Source organism: Rhodococcus sp. NPDC060090, from assembly GCF_042729855.1.
GTDB lineage: Bacteria > Actinomycetota > Actinomycetes > Mycobacteriales > Mycobacteriaceae > Rhodococcus.
Genome location: NZ_JBHWXB010000014.1, coordinates 30,789 through 50,068, shown reverse-complemented (window position 1 = coordinate 50,068; position 19,280 = coordinate 30,789). Strand labels below are relative to the sequence as shown.

Sequence of the window (19,280 nt, the reverse complement as noted above, 5' to 3'; positions counted from 1 at the left end):
GCACCCATACTGTCAGGCCTGGAGCTCTTGCTCCGGTTCAGGGACCGGTGTCGTGACCTTTTGCCCGCGCAGACGTTGGGAGATCACGCGGGTGATGCCGTCGCCTCGCATGCTGACGCCGTACAGCGCGTCGGCGACTTCCATCGTCGGCTTCTGGTGGGTGATCACGATCAGTTGCGACTTCTCGCGCAGCTGTTCGAACAACCCGATCAGCCTGCGCAGGTTCGTGTCGTCGAGCGCTGCCTCCACCTCGTCCATGACGTAGAACGGCGACGGCCGGGCACGGAAGATCGCCACGAGCATCGCGACTGCAGTCAGCGATTTCTCACCACCGGACAGCAGCGACAACCTCTTGATCTTCTTACCGGGGGGCCGGGCCTCCACTTCGATGCCCGTCGTGAGCATGTCCTTCGGGTCGGTGAGGACGAGTCTGCCTTCACCGCCGGGAAACAATTTTGCGAATACCTGCTCGAACTCGCGCTCGACGTCGGTGTAGGCCTCGGTGAACACCTGCAGGATCCGCGCGTCGACCTCGTCGACCACAGACAGCAGATCCTTGCGGGCATTCTTGACGTCCTCGAGTTGCGTCGCGAGGAAGTTGTACCGCTCTTCGAGTGCGGCGAACTCCTCGAGGGCAAGCGGGTTGACCTTTCCGAGCGTCGAGAGATCCTTCTGAGCCCGCTTGGCCCTGCGTTCCTGGGTCGCGCGATCATACGGCTGCGGCTGCGGAGCAACCACCTGTTCTCCGCGTTCGCGCGCCTGCTCGTACTCGGCCATTTCCAGCTCGGTCGGCGGGAGCGGAACATCGGGGCCGTACTCGGCGACGAGGTCGTCGAGCGCAATGCTGAACTGCTCGAGAATTGTCTGCTCGAGCTGTTCGATGCGCAGCGCCGCCTGGGCCCGCGCCACTTCGTCTCGGTGTACAGCGTCGGTGAGTTGGTCGCGCTGAGTGGCGAATTCGCGGACGAGCCCCTTGGCCCGGTCGAGTTGCTCAGCGCATTCTGTGCGGCGGCGGGTCAGCTCTTCCCGGTGTGCGTGTGCGGTGGCGACCGCGGTCTCGAGTTCCCCGGTCACGCGGGCACCGGCTGCGGCAACCGCAGCAGCGACCGCAGCTGCCTGTCGACGGGTGGCGCGTGCTCGCTCGGCGCGTGCTCGGGCCTCACGTTCGGCCTGTGCGGCACGCCGCAGCGAGTCTGCCTTGCCGCGCAGCGATTCGGCGCGCTCCTCCGCCGTGCGTGCAGTGAGCCGGGCCTCCATCTCGACCGCGCGGACCTCGGCGAGAGCTGCCGCGGCCATCTCCCGCTCAGCGGCGGTCGAGTCGGTGCCTGCGCCCTCGCCACTTCCGTCCTGTTCGTCCTCCGCGACCCGCAACCGCTCTTCGAGTTCGACGAGCTTCTCCCGGGCCGTGTCACGTTCCTTCTCCGCTGCTGCGCGCTGCGTGACGAGACGTTCGGATTCGGCGTGTGCGCCTCGAGCGGCCTGGCCGAGGCGCCCGAGCTGTTCGTAGACCGCCGACATCGCGGCATCGGATTCGTTGAGTGCCGCGAGTGTCTGTTCGGCGTACTCGGCGCGCGCCTTCTGTTCCTCGGCAGCGCCGGTCAGTGCAGCAGCGAGCTCTTCCGAACGGTGTTCCGCGGCGCCGAGCGCTTCTCGCGAGGAGTCGATCGCGGCCTGGATCTCGAGTGTGCTCGGCGCACGATCGGATCCTCCGACGACCCATCCGGATCCGGTGAGATCGCCGCGCCGGGTCACGGCACGCAGATCCGGTCGCTGCGAGCACACCGCCGCGGCGGCCTCGAGGTCATCGACCAGCACGATTCCGGCGAGGATGGCGCCGAGACCGCCGCGCAGTTCGTCCGGGCATTCGACGACGTCGCGCACCCACCGAGCACCCTCGGGAAGCGCACCTGTGGCGTCGGGGGCCTCCGCACCGACCGCGAGGAACGCGACACGGCCCTGGTCGGCGTCGGCGAGCGCGGTGGCCAGCGAGTTCGCCGCTGCGACCGACGCGACCGCGAGGGCGTCGGAGGCCGGTCCGAGTGCAGCGGCGACCGCCGCTTCGAAACCGGATTCGACGCGCAGACGTTCCGCGAGCGGTCCCAGCACACCGGAGTCCGCATGGTGCTCGAGCAGCCACGCAGCGCCGTCCTTACGCTCGAGTCCCATCGACAGAGCCTCGATGCGAGCACCGAGCGAGGCGACCTCTTTACCTGCGGCGCGTTCGGCGTTCTGAAGTTCCTCGACGCGTTCGTCGGCGATGCGTGCCGCTTCGACGGCCCGTTCGTGCTGGGCGTCGGCGTCGATCTCCCCCGCATCGAGGTCGTCGATGCGGCCCTGCGCGGTTTCGAACTCGGCCTGCGCGTCGACTCCACGACGTCGGGCCTCTTCGATCGCAACGGTGAGGCGTGTGATCTCGCCGTCGATCGAGTCGGTGCGAGTCCGGATGGTGTCGACCTGGCCGGTGAGACGAGCGAGTCCCTCGCGACGGTCGGCGATCGCGCGGACCGCGGCCATGTGGGCCCGTTCGGCTGCTGCCGCGTACTCCTCCTGCGCGGCGAGTTGTTCCTTCGCCGCGTCGAGGGTGCCGTGTGCGATCTCGACGGCCTCGATCAATTCGGCTTCGTCGGCGGCGATCCGGTCTGCGTGCGCCTCCATCTGATCGGGATCCTGACCGGCGCGGGTCTCGGGTTCCGCATCGAGGTGGCGGGCGCGTTCCTGTGCGATCCGCACCGTCGCGGAAACTCGTTCGGCGAGGGCCGAGAGTCGGAACCAGATCTGCGAGGCTGCTTCGGTGCTCGGTGTGAGTTGTGCGAGGGCCTGTTCGTGGCGAGCGAGGTCGGCGGTGGCCTCGTCGAGCATCACGTTGACGTGGTCGAGACGTTCACGCAGGACTCGTTCCTGCTCGTCCTGGCCCACGAACTCGGCGCGACGGGCGACGAGATCGTCGGCGGCAAGACGCAGCCGCGCATCACGCAGGTCGGCCTGGACTGTCTGAGCGCGGCGCGCGACCTCGGCTTGGCGTCCGAGGGGCTTGAGTTGGCGTCGGAGTTCCGCGGTGAGGTCGTTCAGCCGAGCGAGATTGGCCTGCATCGAGTCGAGCTTGCGGACCGCTTTCTCCTTGCGGCGGCGGTGTTTGAGCACCCCGGCGGCTTCTTCGATGAACGCGCGCCGGTCTTCCGGGCGCGATTCGAGGATCGCGGCAAGACGGCCCTGCCCGACGATCACGTGCATTTCGCGGCCGATGCCGGAGTCGGAGAGAAGTTCCTGCACGTCCATCAATCGACACGAGTTGCCGTTGATCTCGTACTCGCCTGCGCCGTCGCGGAACATGCGTCGCGTGACGGACACCTCCGAGTACTCGATCGGCAGTGCCCCGTCCGAGTTGTCGATGGTGAGGGTCACCTCGGCGCGACCGAGCGGCGGGCGGCCAGAGGTGCCCGCGAAGATGACGTCCTGCATCTTCCCGCCGCGAAGCGCTTTGGCGCCCTGCTCCCCCATCACCCAGGTGAGGGCGTCGACCACGTTGGATTTTCCCGAGCCGTTGGGTCCGACGACACAGGTGATGCCCGGTTCGAAGCGCAGAGTCGTCGACGAAGCGAAGGACTTGAAGCCCTTCAGTGTCAGACTCTTGAGATGCATGAGGAAAAACCTTACCGGGACGTCAGCGCTCGACGAATCCGGTGAGGCCGCCGCGCGCCGGTTCCCAGCTTTCGACGACGAGCGTGACCTCCCCCGGCGTCAGATCGGACCGCAGCCATTCGAGCAGCATCTCGAGTGCGTGACGCGGCCCCTCGGCGATCACGAGGACCCGCCCGTCCGGGTGATTGGTGGCGTGGCCGACGAGTCCGAGTTCCAGCGCCTGGGCACGGGTGAACCAGCGGAAGCCGACGCCCTGGACCCGACCGTGTACCCAGGCCGTGAGGCGTTCCGTGCTGTCCGACGACTCCGGTGCCACAGCGTCTCCTCTATACGTCCGCGGTGACGGTCAACGACACCTTCGTGCCTGCCTTCAAGGTGCGGCCGACGGTGCAGACCTTGTCGACGGACCGCTCGACGAGCGCAACGAGTCGCTGCTGCGCTTCGGCGTCGAGTTCGGACAGGTCGAGGACCAGTTCTTCCTCGAGGTGCGGGTAGACCTCGTTGTCGCGGTCGGCCGCGCCGGACACTTTGATGGTCGCGTCGTAGTCGTCGCCGAGCCGCCTCGACAGGGGGAAATCGGAGCTCATTCCGGAACATGCGGCCAGCGCGATCTTCAACAGTTCGCCGGGGGTGAAGACACCGTCGACGGTCTCGGAGCCGATGAGTACCTCGGCGCCGCGGGAGCTGCGTCCCGTGTAGCGGCGGGTGCCGGTGCGTTCGACCCACAGCTCGGTGGGTGTGGTCGCGGAGTTCTGGTCAGCCATGTGGGAAATCCTGCCATGCGGTCCTGACACCGCGCGCAGGACGGGGGCTCACACGTTGCCGGCTGCGCCGATCCGGATGCCGCGTGGCCGGGGCTGACAGCGCGGGCACGAATAGGACGAGCGGTTCATGAATTTCTCGCGCCGGATCGGTGCGCCGCATCGCGGGCACGGCATGTCTTCCTGGCCGTACGCGTTCAGGGAACGCTCGAAGTAGCCGGACTCGCCGTTGACGTTCACGTACAGCGCATCGAATGATGTGCCGCCCTGATCGAGCGCCTCGGCCATCACGTCGTGGGCGGCAGCGAGGACGGCGCGCAGTTTCGGTCCGGTCAGTTTGTCGGTCGGGCGGTTGCCGTGGATCTGCGCGCGCCACAGTGCTTCGTCCGCGTAGATGTTGCCGATACCGGAGACGACGGTCTGGTCGAGCAATGCGCGTTTGATCTCGGTGTGCTTGCTGCGCAAGACCTTCACCACCGCGGACGGATCGAATCGTGGATCCATCGGATCCCGTGCGATGTGCGCGACGGGCAACGGTACTCGATCACCGTCGACCTCGACGAGCGGTGCGAGTGCCCATCCGCCGAATGTGCGCTGATCGACGAATCTCAGGTCGGCCCCGGTGTCGAGCATCGCGCGGATACGCAGATGCTTTTCATCCGGGACCGTGGGTGGCTGCACCAGCATCTGGCCGCTCATCCCGAGATGGACGACCACCGCCAGGTCCGTCGGTTCGAGCACGAGCCAGAGGTACTTTCCGCGCCGTTCGACAGCGGAGACGGTCTGACCGGTCAGCTGCAGAGCGAGATCACGCGGGCCGGGTTCGTGGCGCCGCGCGGCCCGCGGGTGCAGGACTTCGACGGACTCCATGGTGGCGCCCAGCATGTGGGTACTCAACCCACGGCGAACGACTTCGACCTCGGGAAGTTCGGGCACGGCAGGATCAGTTCGACCCGGTCGAGGTATCGGAGTTCTTGTCGCCCTCGCTCGACAATCCCTGCCACGCGGTGGAGGCTGCCTTCTGCTCGGCTTCCTTCTTGGTCCGGCCCACACCGACGCCATAGGGCTTGCCTGCCACGAGAGCGGTGGCCGTGAATTCCTTGTCGTGGTCGGGACCGGTTGCGGTGATCTCGTAGACGGGCACGCCGGCACCGCGTTCCGCGGTGAGCTCCTGCAGACTGGTCTTCCAGTCGAGGCCCGCGCCCAAGCGGGGGCCGCGGTCGAGCAGTTCGGCGAACAGCCGCAGGACCACCTCGCGGGCGACCTCGATGCCGTGTTGCAGATGAACTGCTCCGAGCAACGACTCCATTCCGTCGGCGAGGATGCTCGCCTTGTTGCGACCGCCGGTCATCTCCTCGCCCTTGCCGAGCAGAAGGTGTCCGCCCAGGCCGCCTTCACCGAGCTCGCGCGCCACTTCGGCGAGCGCATGCATGTTGACGACGCTCGCACGAATCTTCGCGAGTTCGCCTTCGGGTTTGTCCGGGTGCGTCAGATACAGATATTCGGTCACGGACAGACCCAGGACGGCGTCGCCGAGGAATTCGAGTCGTTCGTTGGTGGGCAGACCACCCTTCTCGTATGCGTACGAGCGGTGGGTCAACGCCAGGGTCAAGAGGTCAGGGGCCACCGGGACACCGAGGGCGGCGAGAAGAGATGCATGTTCTCCCTCGCCGCCCTCGGGTGCGGTTTCGATCGACTTGGTCGTCACGTATGTACCGATCAGACGGGCGCTGTCACCTGACGGCCGTTGTAGGTGCCACACGACGGGCACGCCACATGCGGCAGCTTCTTTTCACCGCAGCCGCGGTTCGGGCAGGTCACGAGCGTGGGCGCAGTGGTGTTCCACTGGCTGCGCCGCGACCGGGTGTTGGAACGCGACATTCTGCGCTTGGGGACGGCCACGTCTACTTCTCCTCGTTGTTCTTGCTGTCGGATGCACTGCTGGATTCTTCGGAGCCTGCGCCGAACGCGGCTGCCAACCCAGCCCAGCGAGGATCTATTATTTCATGTCCGTGCCCGGATTCCGCAATCGCCAGGCGAATGCCGCACTCCGAGCACAGTCCCGCGCAGTCGTCGGTGCACAACGGACGTAACGGAAGTTCCAATCCGACCGCGTTGACGATCGCAGGCTCGAGATCGATCAGATCGTCTTCGATCCGAAAGACCTCGTCTTCCTGCGCGGTCTGGTCGGTCACACTGTTCGGGTAGGCGAACAGTTCGGTGAGGTACAAACTCACCTCGCCCGTGAACGGCTCGAGGCATCGAGAGCATTCACCGACGGTGTCGGCACGAACTGTACCGGTCACCAGAACACCCTCCGACACCGACTCCAACCGAAGGTCGAGGTCGATCTCGCTGCCCTCCTCGATCGCGATCAGATCGAGTCCGAGGCGCGACGGAGACGGAGCGAGTCGCTGCACCGTACGCATCGATCCGGGACGACGCCCCAGCGAGAGCGTATCCAGCACAAGACCGGCTTCCCGTTCGGGATGCCGTGTACCGGAGCGGTGGGTAGACACGTCGATCTCACTTTCGAACAGAGGTCAGTGCGAATTCACTGGGCAACCGTTCTATGGTACGCGACGACCGTGCAATTCACGAAAAAACGGGTGCTTCACTACCCGCGATGTGTCACCGCCGCCACGATGCCCGGTGGTCCGCCTCGGCATAGTCCGGCCTGCCCGAAGTCCTCAATTGCTGACGACCACGACCGACCGACCGCAGCGTGGTGTCGAGCACTTCCTCGAACTCGGCGAGTTTGCTGTCGACATACTCGTCGCACTCGGTGCGCAACCGATCGGATTCGGCGTGGGCACTGTCGATGACCCGCGCCGACTCCGCGTGCGCCGACTGCACGACTTCCGTCTGCGACACCAGCCGTGCCTGCTCGGCCTGACCATCGGCGACAGACCTGTCGTAGGCAGCTTTGCCTGCCTCGATCATGCGGTCCGCCTCGGAGCGGGCCCGACCGGTGACAGCGTCGTACTGCCGCTTGCCGTCGGCGATGAGCGCATCCGTCTCCGCCTGTGCATCGGCGACCAGTTCGTCGGCGTGCGCGCGCGCCTCGCCGACCATGCGGTCTGCCTGCGCCTTGGCGTCGGACAGCATGCGGTCGGCATCGGCTCGGGCATCCTCGAGCAGGGTGCGCGCTTCCTCGTCGGCATCACCGACCGTTTTGTCCGCCAGAACCCGCGCGTCGCCGACCAGCTTGTCGCGGTGGTCGAGAACGTCCTGAGCGTCGTCCAGTTCGGCAGGAAGTGCGTCCCTCACGTCGTCGAGAAGCTCGAGCACATCGCCGCGCGGGACCACGCAGCTCGCCGTCATGGGAACGCTTCGTGCCTCTTCGGTGATCGCGACAAGTTCGTCGAGTGCCTCGAATACCCGGTACACGCCAACCCCAATCTGATCCGTCGACCCGGCCGCTGCGACCGCGCTGAGTCCAGTCTGCCGCAGCTTCGGCTTCGACTCCGGTCCATGCGCCGGTGTGTCGGATCACGGTTCGGTGGCGTGAAGGGAGTTACTTGCCTACGGCCCGCTCGGCGATGCGCGCGAGGAGTCGCTTGTGCACCGCGTCGGGCAACATGTCGGAGACGTCGCCGCCGTAGGTGGCGACCTCCTTGACGAGCGAACTCGACAGGTAGCTGTAGACCGGGTTGGTGGCCACGAACAGGGTGTCGACACCGGTGAGCTTGTGGTTCATCTGCGCCATCTGCAGCTCGTAGTCGAAGTCGTTGGCACCGCGCAGCCCCTTGACGATCGCGGAGATCCCGTTCGCCGTCGCGTAGTCGACCAGCAGCCCCTGCCACGAGTCGACGCGCACGTTACCGAGGTGTGAGGTGGCTTCGGAGAGCATCTCGAGGCGCTCGGGCACTGTGAACATGCCCTGCTTGTTGGGGTTGATCACGATGGTGACCACGACCTCGTCGAATTGCACCGCGGTTCTGGCGATGACGTCGAGGTGTCCGTTGGTGACCGGGTCGAAGGATCCTGGGCATACCGCGCGGCTCATGAGTCAGCACCGTAACAGGCGGCGATCTCCACTCGTGTCTCGCCGTACTTCCGGATCCGGCCGACCTCGAAACCCGTGGGCCACGTGGTTTCCGGCGCCCGTGTGGAGCGTTCGAGCACGACGATCGAGCCCTCCCCCACCCAACCGTGATCCACCAGCGCGGTGAGCACCTCGGCCACCGCGTCCTCCGCGATCGCGTACGGAGGATCCGCGAAGACGATGTCGTATTCGCGGTCGGCACCCGCTGCCAGGACAGCGGCGACCGGCGCGGAGCGCAGCACCGCACCGGGCAGCCCCATGACGGTGATGTTGTCGCGGATCACCGCGGACGCCTTCGCATCGGATTCGACGAGCATCGCGTGCGACGCCCCTCGGGACAGTGCTTCGAGGCCGAGCGCGCCGGACCCCGCGTAGAGGTCCAGCACGACTGCCCCGTCGAGATCCATCCGTGCATCGAGCGAACTGAACAGTGCCTCGCGCACCCGCTCGGATGTCGGGCGAGTACCGCGGGGCGGCACCGTCAGGCGCCGCCCCCCGGCTCGACCGGCGACGATACGTGTCACTCGGCGCCGGCCTCCGTCGCCACGACCACGAGCAGATCTCCACCTTCAACCTGCTGGACGGGTCCGGCGGCGATGCGGGTGATCAGCCCGCCGCGGGGCGCCGTGATCGCCGCTTCCATCTTCATCGCCTCGATCGTGGCAACCGTGTCCCCGGCCGCGACCTTGTCGCCCTCGGAGACGACGAGCGTGACCGTGCCCGCGAACGGAGCCGCGACATGACCCGGATCGTTGCGGTCTGCCTTCTCCGCCACGGGAACCTCGCTGGCGATCGACCGGTCACGCACCGACACAGGGCGAAGCTGCCCGTTGAGCAGGCACATCACGGTGCGGAAACCGCGGGCGTCGGCGTCGGAGATCGCTTCGAGCCCGATGAGCAGTTCGACGCCCTTGCCGAGCTTGACGCGGTGTTCCTCGCCGTGCCGCAGTCCGTAGAAGAACTGGTTCGCCGACAACTCGGTGGTGTCGCCGTACTGCTCGCGGTGCTGCTCGAACTCGCGGGCCGGTCCGGCGAACAGCAGCCGGTTGAGGGTGCGGCGACGCTCGTTCGACGACCCTGCCAGGCCCTTCTCCTCCTCGTCCGTCAACGGCGTTTCGGGCTTCGGTTCGCCACGCCCGGAGAGCGCCTTCGAACGGAACGGCTCCGGCCAGCCACCGGCCGGTGTTCCGAGGTCGCCGCGCAGGAACCCGATGACCGAATCCGGGATGTCGAACTTGCCGGGCTCGGCCGCGAAGTCCTCGACCGATACGCCCGCACCCACCAGGTGCAGAGCGAGGTCACCGACCACCTTCGACGACGGCGTCACCTTGATCAGGCGACCCAGCAGTCGGTCGGCGCCGGCGTAGGCGGCCTCGACATCCTCGAACCGATCTCCGAGACCGAGCGCGATGGCCTGCTGACGGAGGTTCGACAGCTGTCCACCGGGGATCTCGTGCGTGTAGACGCGGCCGGTCGGCGCGGGCAGGCCCGACTCGAACGGTGCGTACACGCGGCGCAGTGCTTCCCAGTACGGCTCGAGATCGCACACGGCCTGCAGATCGAGGCCGGTGTCGAATTCGCTGTGCGCCGCTGCCGCGACGATCGCCGACAATGCCGGCTGGCTCGTGGTACCCGCGAGCGCCGCAGAGGCGCCGTCGACTGCGTCGGCTCCGGCGTGCCAGGCCGCGACGTAGGTCGCGAGCTGACCGCCCGGAGTGTCGTGGGTATGCACGTGCACCGGCAGATCGAAGTTGCTGCGCAGCGCCTTGACCAGAGTGGCCGCGGCGGGAGCACGGAGCAGACCCGCCATGTCCTTGATCGCGATGATGTGCGCGCCGGCATCGACGATCTGCTCGGCCAGCTTCAGGTAGTAGTCGAGCGTGTAGAGCGTCTCGTTCGGATTCGACAGGTCGCCGGTGTACGACAGTGCGACCTCGGCGAGCGTGGTGCCCGTCTCGCGCACCGCGTCGATCGCCGGACGCATCTGGTCGACGTTGTTGAGCGCGTCGAAGATGCGGAAGATGTCGATGCCGGTGTCGGCGGCCTCCTGTACGAACGCGCGCGTCACGGCCTCCGGATACGGGGTGTACCCGACGGTATTTCGGCCGCGCAGCAACATCTGCAGGTTGATGTTGGGGATCGCCTCACGCAGCGCCGCGAGCCGCTCCCAGGGGTCCTCGTGCAGGAAGCGAAGCGCCACATCGTAGGTCGCGCCGCCCCACGCCTCGATCGAGAGCAGTTCGGGGGTCATGCGAGCGACGTGACCGGCCACCGTGAGCAGGTCCTTGCTGCGCACGCGCGTCGCGAGCAGCGACTGATGTGCATCGCGGAAGGTGGTGTCGGTGACGCCGACGCCCTTCTGCTCGCGCAGCGCCCGCGCGAAACCTTCGGGGCCGAGTTCGAGCAGTCGCTGCCGCGACCCGGGCGCCGGGGGCGCCGACAGGTCGATCGCAGGGAGCTTGTCGTGCGGGTACACCGTCGCGATCCGCTCGCCGTGCGGCTTGTTGACCGTGACGTCGGCAAGGTATTCGAGGATCTTCGTGCCACGGTCGGCCGAGCGTCGCTGCGTCAGCAGATGCGGGCGCTCTTCGATGAACGAGGTCGTCACGCGACCCGCGCGGAAATCCTCGTCGTCGAGCACGGCCTGGAGGAACGGGATGTTCGTCGACACACCCCGGATGCGGAACTCGGTCACCGCGCGACGGGCGCGGGCGACGGCGGCCTCGAGGTCGCGGCCGCGGCACGTGAGCTTGACCAGCATCGAGTCGAAGTGCGCCGAGATCTCCGCGCCGACCGAGGTGCCCCCGTCGAGGCGGATACCTGCACCACCCGGGGTGCGGTAGCCGGTGATCCGGCCGGTGTCCGGACGGAAACCGTTGGCCGGATCCTCCGTGGTGATGCGGCACTGCAGTGCCGCACCGTGGATGCGGATCGCGTCCTGGCTCAGACCGAGGTCGGCCAAGCTCTCGCCCGAGGCGATCCTCAGCTGCGCCTGCACCAGATCCACATCGGTGATCTCCTCGGTCACCGTGTGCTCGACCTGGATGCGCGGGTTCATCTCGATGAAGACGTGCTTGCCGCGCTCGTCGAGGAGGAACTCGACCGTTCCCGCGCACTGGTAGCCGATCTGCTCGGCGAACGCGACGGCGTCCGCGCAGATCCGGTCGCGGAGTTCCGGGTCCAGGTTGGGGGCCGGTGCAAGCTCGATGACCTTCTGATGGCGGCGCTGCACCGAGCAGTCCCGCTCGTAGAGGTGGATGACGTTGCCGTGCTTGTCGGCCAGGATCTGCACCTCGATGTGGCGAGGGTTGACCACGGCCTGCTCGAGGAAGACGGTCGGATCACCGAATGCCGCGTCGGCCTCGCGGGACGCCGCCTCGATCGATTCGCGCAGCTGCGCGGGCTCGGCGACACGTCGCATACCGCGTCCACCGCCGCCCGCCACGGCCTTGACGAACACCGGGAATGTCATCGTCTCCGACGCCGCGACGAGCGCGTCGATATCCGCAGACGGCTCCGACGATGCCAGCACCGGCAGGCCCGCCGCCTTCGCCGCCGCGATCGCACGCGCCTTGTTGCCGGTCAGTTCGAGGATCTCGGTGGACGGTCCGACGAAGGTGATGCCTGCCCGATCGCATGCCGCGGCGAGGTCCGGGTTCTCGGACAGGAAGCCGTAGCCGGGGTAGACCGCGTCGGCGCCCACCGACGCGGCTGCACTGACGATCTCGTCGACCGAAAGGTATGCCCGCACGGGGTGGCCTTCCTCGCCGATCTGGTACGCCTCGTCGGCCTTCAGGCGATGCAGGGACTTGCGGTCTTCGTACGGAAACACCGCGACCGTTTCTGCACCCAGTTCGTAGGCAGCGCGAAAGGCGCGGATTGCGATCTCGCCTCGATTGGCGACAAGCACTTTGGAGAACATTGCACGACGGTACCGCGCCCGAACAGCACTTCCTCCTCCGGGATTCCACATCTCGAGACAATCCCGCGTTGATGCGGGACTGTAACGATGCAGTCGTCGCTGAGGAAACATCGCGGCAATCTGCAGAGTCCCAGAGCCGTAACAGAACACGCCGGGCGTGCTACCTCCGAACGAACATCGAGGGCTTGTGCCGGTCCGCGGAGACCGCTTTTCTGTAACCGACAGTCCACGGTCCGAGACACTGCGCGACCGACGGCCCCCGCGTCCTCGATCAGGATTTCTCGAGGAACTCGGTCTTGCTGGTGTCGAGCGCAGCGTCCACCATGCTCGCGAGGCCCGGGTGGTGCTTCAGCTCCGGATCTTCGTCCGTGATCTCCCGGGCGAACCGCTGAGCGGCGGCGATCACCTCGACATCGTCGACGAGTGACAACAGGCGCAGGGTCGACACCGTTCCGGACTGGGCGACGCCGAGAACGTCTCCTTCACGACGCAGCTGCAGATCGAGCTGGGCGAGTTCGAAGCCGTCGGTCGTGCCTGCAACCGCCTCGAGTCTGGCCATCGTCGGACTTCCGGGTTTGGTGTCGGTGATGAGCAGACACAGGCCCTGATGGCCGCCTCGCCCGACACGGCCACGAAGCTGATGCAGCTGGCTGACACCGAACCGGTCGGCATCGACGATGACCATCACCGTCGCATTCGGTACGTCGACGCCGACCTCGACGACCGTGGTGCACACCAGCACGTCGATCGCGCCCGACCCGAAGTCGCGCATCGCCGTGTCCTTCTCGTCACCGGGGAGCCGCCCGTGCAGCAATCCGACACTCAGGCCGGCCAGCGGACCGCTGGTCAGTTCGTCGAACTGCTGCAGCACCGATTTGGTGTCGGGCGGCTTCTGCTTGCCCTTCTTCCCGGTGGCGGTCTCGTCGAGGAGTTCGAAGGCGGCAGGGTCGAAGGCAGCGTCGTCGTCGGCATCTCCGTCGCCGATCCGCGAGCACACGACATACGCCTGACGTCCTTCCGCGACCTCCTCACGGATGCGTTCCCATGCCCTATCGACCCACGTCGGATGAACTTTCGCCGGCACCACACGACTGACGATCGGGGAACGCCCCCTCGGCAACTCACGCAGGGTCGACACTTCGAGATCTCCGAGCACCGTCATCGCGATGGTCCGCGGGATCGGTGTCGCGGTCATCACCAGGACGTGCGGGGCCGCGCCGTCGCGCCCACGGGAACGCAACTTGTCGCGTTGCTCGACACCGAACCTGTGCTGCTCGTCGATCACGACCAGACCGAGATCGAAGAAGTCGACGTTGTCTTCGATGAGAGCGTGGGTGCCGATCACGATGCCCGCGTCGCCGGTGATCGCCTCGTTCAGCGCCTGCCGCTTCTGCGCCGTCTTCATGGAGCCGGTCAGGAGCGTGATGCGGGTGGCGAGCGCGTGGGCGCCGAGCTCCCCTGCAGCGGCGAGGTCGCCGAGCATCGCGGTGAGTGAGCGTGCGTGCTGCGCTGCGAGAACTTCGGTGGGCGCGAGCAGTACACACTGGTGACCGGAATCGATCACCTGCAGCATCGCCCGCAACGCGACGATCGTCTTGCCGGAACCCACCTCGCCCTGCAGCAGCCGGTTCATCGGGTGGTCCTGCGACAGATCCGCGGAGATCTCCTCGGCCACCGACAGCTGTCCTTCGGTCAGCTCGAACGGCAACCGGCGATCGAACTCGTCGGCGAGCGCGTCCGGCCTGCGCGGACACTTCGGTGCGCTGCGCACCTCGACGTCGTGGCGCCGACGGGCCATCACCAGCTGCACGGCGGCGGCCTCGTCGAACCGCAACCGATCCCGCGCGCGGGTGACGTCGTCTTTGGAATCGGGCAGGTGGATGGTGCGCAGCGCCTCGTCGAGTCCGATCAGGGAGTGTTCGCCGCGCACCCCGTCCGGGAGTGGATCGTCGACGGAGTCGAGCTGATCGAGCACCTGCCGGACACACCGCATCACGGTCCACGACTCCACATCGCGGGTGGCGGGATACATCGGGATCAGTGCCCGATCGAAGATCGACATGTCGATGCCGTCGCCGCCCTGTGCGCTGCGTGCCAATCCCGCCAACGCACCGGCTCCACGAACCCGCACCGGTGCGGGCGCGGCGCCGCCGACTTCGGGCTCACGTGGTTCGGGCAGGATCACATAGCTCGGATGCGCCAGGCTCCACTTGTCGCGGAAGTACTTGACGGTGCCCGAGAACATGCCACGCACACCGGGCTTGATGTTGTATTTGACCTTGTGCGGGTTGAAGAAGGTGACATCGATCTTGTGCCGGTCGGACACGAGCACCACAGCCAGCCGTGTACCGGGCCTGCTCTTCATCCGGACCTCGTCGGCCTTCTCCACACGGGCGATGATCGTCACGTGGTCGCCCTCGACCGGCTGGGTGTCTCCGAGTTCGGCGCCCTGGGTGGCGTAGCGGTGCGGGTAGTGCCGCAACAGGTCTTCCACCGTGGTCATCCCGAACGCCTCGGACAACTTGTCGGCGGTCTTCCGGCCGAGGAGATGATCGAGGCGGTCCGCGAGTGTCGCCACTGCCGTCCCTTCCGTTCCGTGCGGTGACCCTCCGAGGTCACCGGCTACTCGACGCCGAGCTGCAGCAGGTCGCTGCGCTGGCCCCCCTGGTACACCACGACCTCGAGTTCGGGGTGGTGGTCGTCGAGGTAGCGGGTCAGTTGTTCGGCGAGACCGTCGGGCGCGCCGTCGCCGACGAGCATCGTCACGAGCTCACCGCCCGCAGCGAGGATCTTGTCGAGCAGCGACACACCCGCTGCCACAAGATCATGCTCGATGACTACGACATCTCGACCGGCGAGCCCGAGACTGTCGCCCGGTTCGCACGTTCCGACCCAGGTCAAGGCACGTTCGGTCGCATATCGCAGCGACCCCCAACGGGTGGCCGCGGCTGCTTCCGACATCGCGAACGCGTCATCGACGGTCGCGCGCCCCGGGTCGTGCACGGCGAGGGACGCCAGTCCCTGGATCATCGAGGAACTCGGAAGAAACATCACCTCCCGGTATCCGTCTCTTGCCTGGGCTCCCACCGCGACGATGTGCTGCTCGGGCACCCAGCCGTTGGGGAGGACGAGGACGTCCGCGCTCGGCAACGACCGGATCGCGTCGAGCAGCAGACGGGGGTCGGCCGCTGTCTCTTCCGAGAGAACGGTGGCTCCCTCGGCGTCGAACAATGCCGCGGCGCCGTCGCCCGACACGATCGCAAGGACCGCGCGGCCGGAACCCGGCACCGGGATCCGCTGAACCGGAGCGCTCGGGCCACACGACCCCGCACGGTGCGCTTCCAGCGCAAAGCCTGTGATGGCAATGCGTCGCAGTCTGCCCGCCGCGATTCCCGCCTCGACCGCGGCACCGGGGTCGCAGCAGTGCACGTGGACCGACCACCCGGCAGAGCCGTCACTCACGATCGCGACCGAATCGCCCAGTTCGCCGAGCCGGGCCCGGAGCATTCCGATCCGCGCGCGATCGGATCCGTCGACGATGTACATGACCTCGTAGTCCTGCGACACACCGTCGTGTTCGGAGACGGCGTGATCCGCGATGTCGCGACCACCGGCGTCCGTGACGGGGGTGCTGGTGAGGCGCAGACGACGGTCGGGACGCTGCCCCGACACGATTTCGACGAGGCAGTCGAGCAAGATCAGCAGACCGAGACCGCCTGCATCGACGACTCCGGCCGCGGCGAGAACATCGAGCTGTTCGGTCGTGTCCTCGAGGGCCGTCGCCGCGGCATCGGCGGCAGCCCCGACGGCGATCTCCAAGGACTTCGTGTCGACCACAGCGCGTGCGGCTCCGCCCGCGGCCGCGCGCAGCACGGTGACGACAGTGCCCTCCGCGGGGGTGCTCAGTGCACCGGTGACGGTGGTGGCGGCGCGGTCCAGAGCGCGGGCGAAGTCGCGGCCGTCGACGGTGTTCAGTCCCGCGATCGAGTCCGCGACGCCGCGGAGCCCCTGAGCGAGGATGACCCCGGAGTTGCCGCGCGCTCCGACGAACGCGCCGCGGGCCAGTGCTTCGGCGACCGCTCCTACCGAGAGCGCACCGTCGACGGGTCCGCCGAGTTCATCGGCGGCGGCACGCAGGGTCGCGAGGAGGTTGGTGCCGGTGTCTCCGTCGGGGACCGGGAAGACGTTGAGGGTGTTGATCTCGTGGCAGCGCTCGCCGAGAGTATCCAGCCCCAACTCGACCCACCGACGCAACGCTCGACCGTCGACGCCCTCACCGACCTCGAGCACCCGATCAACCCCTTTTCCTGCGCTCTCGTACACTCGTCGAAAGCCTAGCTGCGCCGCGATCACGTGTCCGGTTTGGTCTTACGCAGTCCGGATGGTTAAGCTGGTCCGGTTGCCTGACACGGGTGACGACGATCCCCGTGTCTGTGGCCGCACAGACAGAAGATATCCACTAGACACAAGGAGTTCGCGACATGGCTGCCGTCTGCGACGTATGCGCCAAGGGCCCCGGCTTCGGGAAGTCGGTCTCGCACTCGCACCGGCGTACCAACCGTCGCTGGAACCCGAACATCCAGAGCGTCCGCGCTCAGGTTGCACCGGGCAACACCCGCAAGATGAACGTGTGCACCTCCTGCCTGAAGGCAGGAAAGGTTGCTCGCGGCTGATCCCGATGGAGTTGTAATCGAGGCCCCCGGTGCGTAATGCACCGGGGGCCTTGATCGTTCGGCCACCAGTACCGATATGGTGCGACGGTGACCGAAAACCTACAGTCCCTCGTACGCGTGGAGGACGGTGTGCTGCGGATCGCCGTGGCCACCGCCGAACACGGCACGTCGTTGTCCCCCGAAGGTATGAGGCAGGGCATCGCAGCCCTGCGTTCGGCCGGCCCCGAGATCGGCGCTGTCCTGCTGGTCGGCGAGGGCGCAAACTTCTGCGCGGGTGGAAACGTCCGTGGCTTCGCCGCGGCCGAAGACCGCAGCGCCCACCTGTTCGACATCGCGAACCTCTTCCACGACTTCGTTCGCGCGCTCGACGCGATCGCGGTGCCCGTCGTCGCCGCGGTACACGGCTGGGCGGCCGGTGCGGGCATGAGCATCGTGCTGCACGCCGATATCGCGTTCGCAGGTCCCGCAACCAAGCTGCGGGCTGCCTACCCGTCGATCGGGTTCACCCCGGATGGCGGCATGTCGTGGACTCTGCCGCGCGTCGTGGGACTCGCCCGTGCGCGCGAACTCATCCTCACCGATGCTGTGATCAGCGCTGAGGAAGGAGTCCGGCTCGGATTGCTCAGCCGGATCGTCGGCGACGACGAGATCCAGGGCGAGGCCCTCCGGATCGCACGCACCCTGGCGCACGGTCCGACCGCGGCCTACGCGGGTATCCACCGTCTGGTGAACGATTCCGTGCATAGGTCATTGTCCGAACAGCTGGATGCCGAGGCTGCATCGATCTCCGCCGCAGCAACCACCCCGACCGGTGTCGAAGGTGTGGACGCGTTCGTCGAGAAGCGTCGCCCCGACTGGTCGCTGGGCGCCAACGCCGAACAGCAGTGATGGTCGCGAGCCGCTGGGCTGTCGCGAGCCGCTCCGCTACGGCAGACGCCAGTCCACCGGCTCGCCACCCTGCTCTACCAGCAACGCGTTCGCGCGACTGAACGGCTTCGATCCGAAGAATCCGCGCGACGCCGACAGCGGCGATGGATGCGCAGACTCGACGGTAGGGACACCGCCGAGCATGGGGCGGAGGGTGGCCGCGTCGCGACCCCACAGAATCGCGACGAGCGGGGTCTCCCGCGCGACGAGCGCGCGGATCGCCTGTTCGGTGACACCCTCCCACCCTTTGCGCCGATGTGATGCCGGTTCTCCCGGTTGCACGGTGAGCACCCTGTTCAGCAGCAGCACGCCCTGTTCCGACCAGGGTGTGAGATCGCCGTTGGTGGGTTGCGGCAATCCGAGGTCTTCGCCGTACTCGCGGTAGATGTTGGCGAGACTGCGCGGGATGGGCCGCACGTCCGGTGCGACGGAGAAGCTCAGTCCGACCGCGTGGCCGGGCGTCGGGTACGGGTCCTGGCCGACGATCAGCACCCGCACGCGGTCGAACGGGTGGGTGAACGCACGAAGGACGTGGTCGCCGGAGGGTAGGTACCTGCGCCCGGCTGCGATCTCCGCCCTGAGGAACGTGCCCATTGCGGTGATGTCGTCGGCGACCGGCGCGAGGGCTTCCGCCCAGCCCGGGTCGACGATCTCCGACAGCGGCTTCGCTTCCCGCTCGGTTGTCTGTTCGCTCACGTCAGGAACTCCTCGGTCGATCTGTCTGCCTGTCGATACGGTTCGGGGCCGATCGCTGCGACCCGATCAGTCGATACGACCCGATCACTCGATACGACGCAGCGCCGTGCGGTAGTAGTCGGCGTTCGCGGCGTACATCTTCGCGTTCGCGTCGAAGTGGCCCTCGGGCAACTCGAATCCGTCACGGATCTTCGCGGGGATCCCCATCGCCATCCGGCGCGCCGGGAGCTCGAAGCGCGGCGGGATCAGGGCGCCGGCCGCAACCTGGGCGCCCTCACCGATCGTGGATCCGTTGAGCACGAGCGAACCCGACCCGATCAGCGCGCCGTCACCGATCGTGGCGCCCTCGATGTGGGTGTTGTGGCCGATCACGCACCGCGCGCCGAGGATCGTGTCGTCGATCGCGGTGCAGTGGATGATCGTGCCGTCCTGGATGTTCGTTTCCTCGCCGATGACGATCCGGCCGTAGTCGGCCCGCAGGACCGCGGTCGGCCATACGGAAGCGTGAGCGCCGAGGGTGACGTTGCCGATGACCACCGCGTCGGGGTGCACGTAGGCGGTGGGGTGGATGTCGGGAGTGCGGTCGCCGAGCGCGTAAACAGCCATGCCGAAAA

17 protein-coding genes are annotated in these 19,280 nt (G+C 67.2%); 2 read left to right on the top strand and 15 right to left on the bottom strand.

From position 1 onward, the window contains the following. Positions 1 to 12: 12 nt before the first annotated feature. From smc to ACFWCF_RS19220, 13 genes are all read right to left on the bottom strand, one after another. Positions 13 to 3,639 (bottom strand): chromosome segregation protein SMC, encoded by a 3,627-nt coding sequence (gene smc / locus ACFWCF_RS19280; protein WP_378564643.1) that lies wholly within the window; start codon positions 3,637 to 3,639, stop codon positions 13 to 15. 22 nt (positions 3,640 to 3,661) lie between these two features. After that, positions 3,662 to 3,955, bottom strand: a complete 294-nt coding sequence (locus ACFWCF_RS19275; protein ID WP_378564640.1) for an acylphosphatase — start codon at positions 3,953 to 3,955, stop codon at positions 3,662 to 3,664. A 10-nt stretch (positions 3,956 to 3,965) separates the two neighbouring features. Beyond that, complete coding sequence (locus tag ACFWCF_RS19270; RefSeq protein ID WP_378489906.1) at positions 3,966 to 4,403, bottom strand: OsmC family protein; 438 nt, start codon at positions 4,401 to 4,403, stop codon at positions 3,966 to 3,968. A gap of 48 nt (positions 4,404 to 4,451) precedes the next feature. Beyond that, positions 4,452 to 5,336 (bottom strand): bifunctional DNA-formamidopyrimidine glycosylase/DNA-(apurinic or apyrimidinic site) lyase, encoded by an 885-nt coding sequence (mutM, locus tag ACFWCF_RS19265; protein WP_378564636.1) that lies wholly within the window; start codon positions 5,334 to 5,336, stop codon positions 4,452 to 4,454. Positions 5,337 to 5,343: 7 nt separating this feature from the next. Continuing rightward, positions 5,344 to 6,108 carry a ribonuclease III gene (rnc, locus tag ACFWCF_RS19260; RefSeq protein WP_378564633.1) on the bottom strand — a complete coding sequence of 255 codons (765 nt, stop codon included), beginning with the start codon at positions 6,106 to 6,108 and terminating at the stop codon, positions 5,344 to 5,346. 11 nt (positions 6,109 to 6,119) lie between these two features. Beyond that, a complete protein-coding gene (rpmF, locus tag ACFWCF_RS19255) occupies positions 6,120 to 6,302 on the bottom strand; it encodes a 50S ribosomal protein L32 (RefSeq protein WP_006551208.1) in 183 nt (60 codons plus the stop codon). A 2-nt stretch (positions 6,303 to 6,304) separates the two neighbouring features. Next, positions 6,305 to 6,868, bottom strand: a complete 564-nt coding sequence (locus ACFWCF_RS19250; protein ID WP_378564985.1) for a YceD family protein — start codon at positions 6,866 to 6,868, stop codon at positions 6,305 to 6,307. Positions 6,869 to 7,031: 163 nt separating this feature from the next. After that, the gene (locus ACFWCF_RS19245) at positions 7,032 to 7,790 is read right to left on the bottom strand and encodes a DivIVA domain-containing protein (RefSeq protein WP_378564630.1); all 759 of its coding nucleotides are present in this window, start codon (positions 7,788 to 7,790) and stop codon (positions 7,032 to 7,034) included. A 127-nt stretch (positions 7,791 to 7,917) separates the two neighbouring features. Continuing rightward, positions 7,918 to 8,409, bottom strand: coding sequence for a pantetheine-phosphate adenylyltransferase (coaD, locus tag ACFWCF_RS19240; RefSeq protein WP_378489910.1), 492 nt, complete (start codon positions 8,407 to 8,409; stop codon positions 7,918 to 7,920). Further along, complete coding sequence (gene rsmD / locus ACFWCF_RS19235; protein ID WP_378489911.1) at positions 8,406 to 8,972, bottom strand: 16S rRNA (guanine(966)-N(2))-methyltransferase RsmD; 567 nt, start codon at positions 8,970 to 8,972, stop codon at positions 8,406 to 8,408. Before rsmD ends, coaD begins: the two co-directional genes overlap by 4 nt. Continuing rightward, positions 8,969 to 12,370 carry a pyruvate carboxylase gene (locus tag ACFWCF_RS19230; protein WP_378564627.1) on the bottom strand — a complete coding sequence of 1,134 codons (3,402 nt, stop codon included), beginning with the start codon at positions 12,368 to 12,370 and terminating at the stop codon, positions 8,969 to 8,971. The genes rsmD and ACFWCF_RS19230 overlap by 4 nt, the downstream gene beginning before the upstream one ends. A gap of 271 nt (positions 12,371 to 12,641) precedes the next feature. Continuing rightward, on the bottom strand, positions 12,642 to 14,948 hold the full coding sequence (gene recG / locus ACFWCF_RS19225; RefSeq protein WP_378564624.1) for an ATP-dependent DNA helicase RecG: 2,307 nt from the start codon (positions 14,946 to 14,948) through the stop codon (positions 12,642 to 12,644). 44 nt (positions 14,949 to 14,992) lie between these two features. Beyond that, positions 14,993 to 16,660, bottom strand: coding sequence for a DAK2 domain-containing protein (locus ACFWCF_RS19220; RefSeq protein ID WP_378564982.1), 1,668 nt, complete (start codon positions 16,658 to 16,660; stop codon positions 14,993 to 14,995). A 191-nt stretch (positions 16,661 to 16,851) separates the two neighbouring features. On the opposite strand from ACFWCF_RS19220, the gene rpmB reads away from it, so the two are divergent. Together rpmB and ACFWCF_RS19210 are read left to right on the top strand one after the other, a co-directional pair. Next, positions 16,852 to 17,043: a 50S ribosomal protein L28 gene (gene rpmB, locus ACFWCF_RS19215; protein WP_054720034.1), complete on the top strand. Its 192-nt coding sequence runs from the start codon at positions 16,852 to 16,854 to the stop codon at positions 17,041 to 17,043. An 87-nt stretch (positions 17,044 to 17,130) separates the two neighbouring features. After that, positions 17,131 to 17,931, top strand: a complete 801-nt coding sequence (locus ACFWCF_RS19210) for an enoyl-CoA hydratase/isomerase family protein (protein WP_378489915.1) — start codon at positions 17,131 to 17,133, stop codon at positions 17,929 to 17,931. A 36-nt stretch (positions 17,932 to 17,967) separates the two neighbouring features. Here the strand turns inward: ACFWCF_RS19210 and ACFWCF_RS19205 are convergent, their stop codons facing one another. Further along, on the bottom strand, positions 17,968 to 18,666 hold the full coding sequence (locus ACFWCF_RS19205; RefSeq protein WP_378564621.1) for a uracil-DNA glycosylase: 699 nt from the start codon (positions 18,664 to 18,666) through the stop codon (positions 17,968 to 17,970). An 84-nt stretch (positions 18,667 to 18,750) separates the two neighbouring features. After that, positions 18,751 to 19,272: a gamma carbonic anhydrase family protein gene (locus ACFWCF_RS19200; RefSeq protein ID WP_378489917.1), complete on the bottom strand. Its 522-nt coding sequence runs from the start codon at positions 19,270 to 19,272 to the stop codon at positions 18,751 to 18,753. Positions 19,273 to 19,280: the final 8 nt, after the last annotated feature.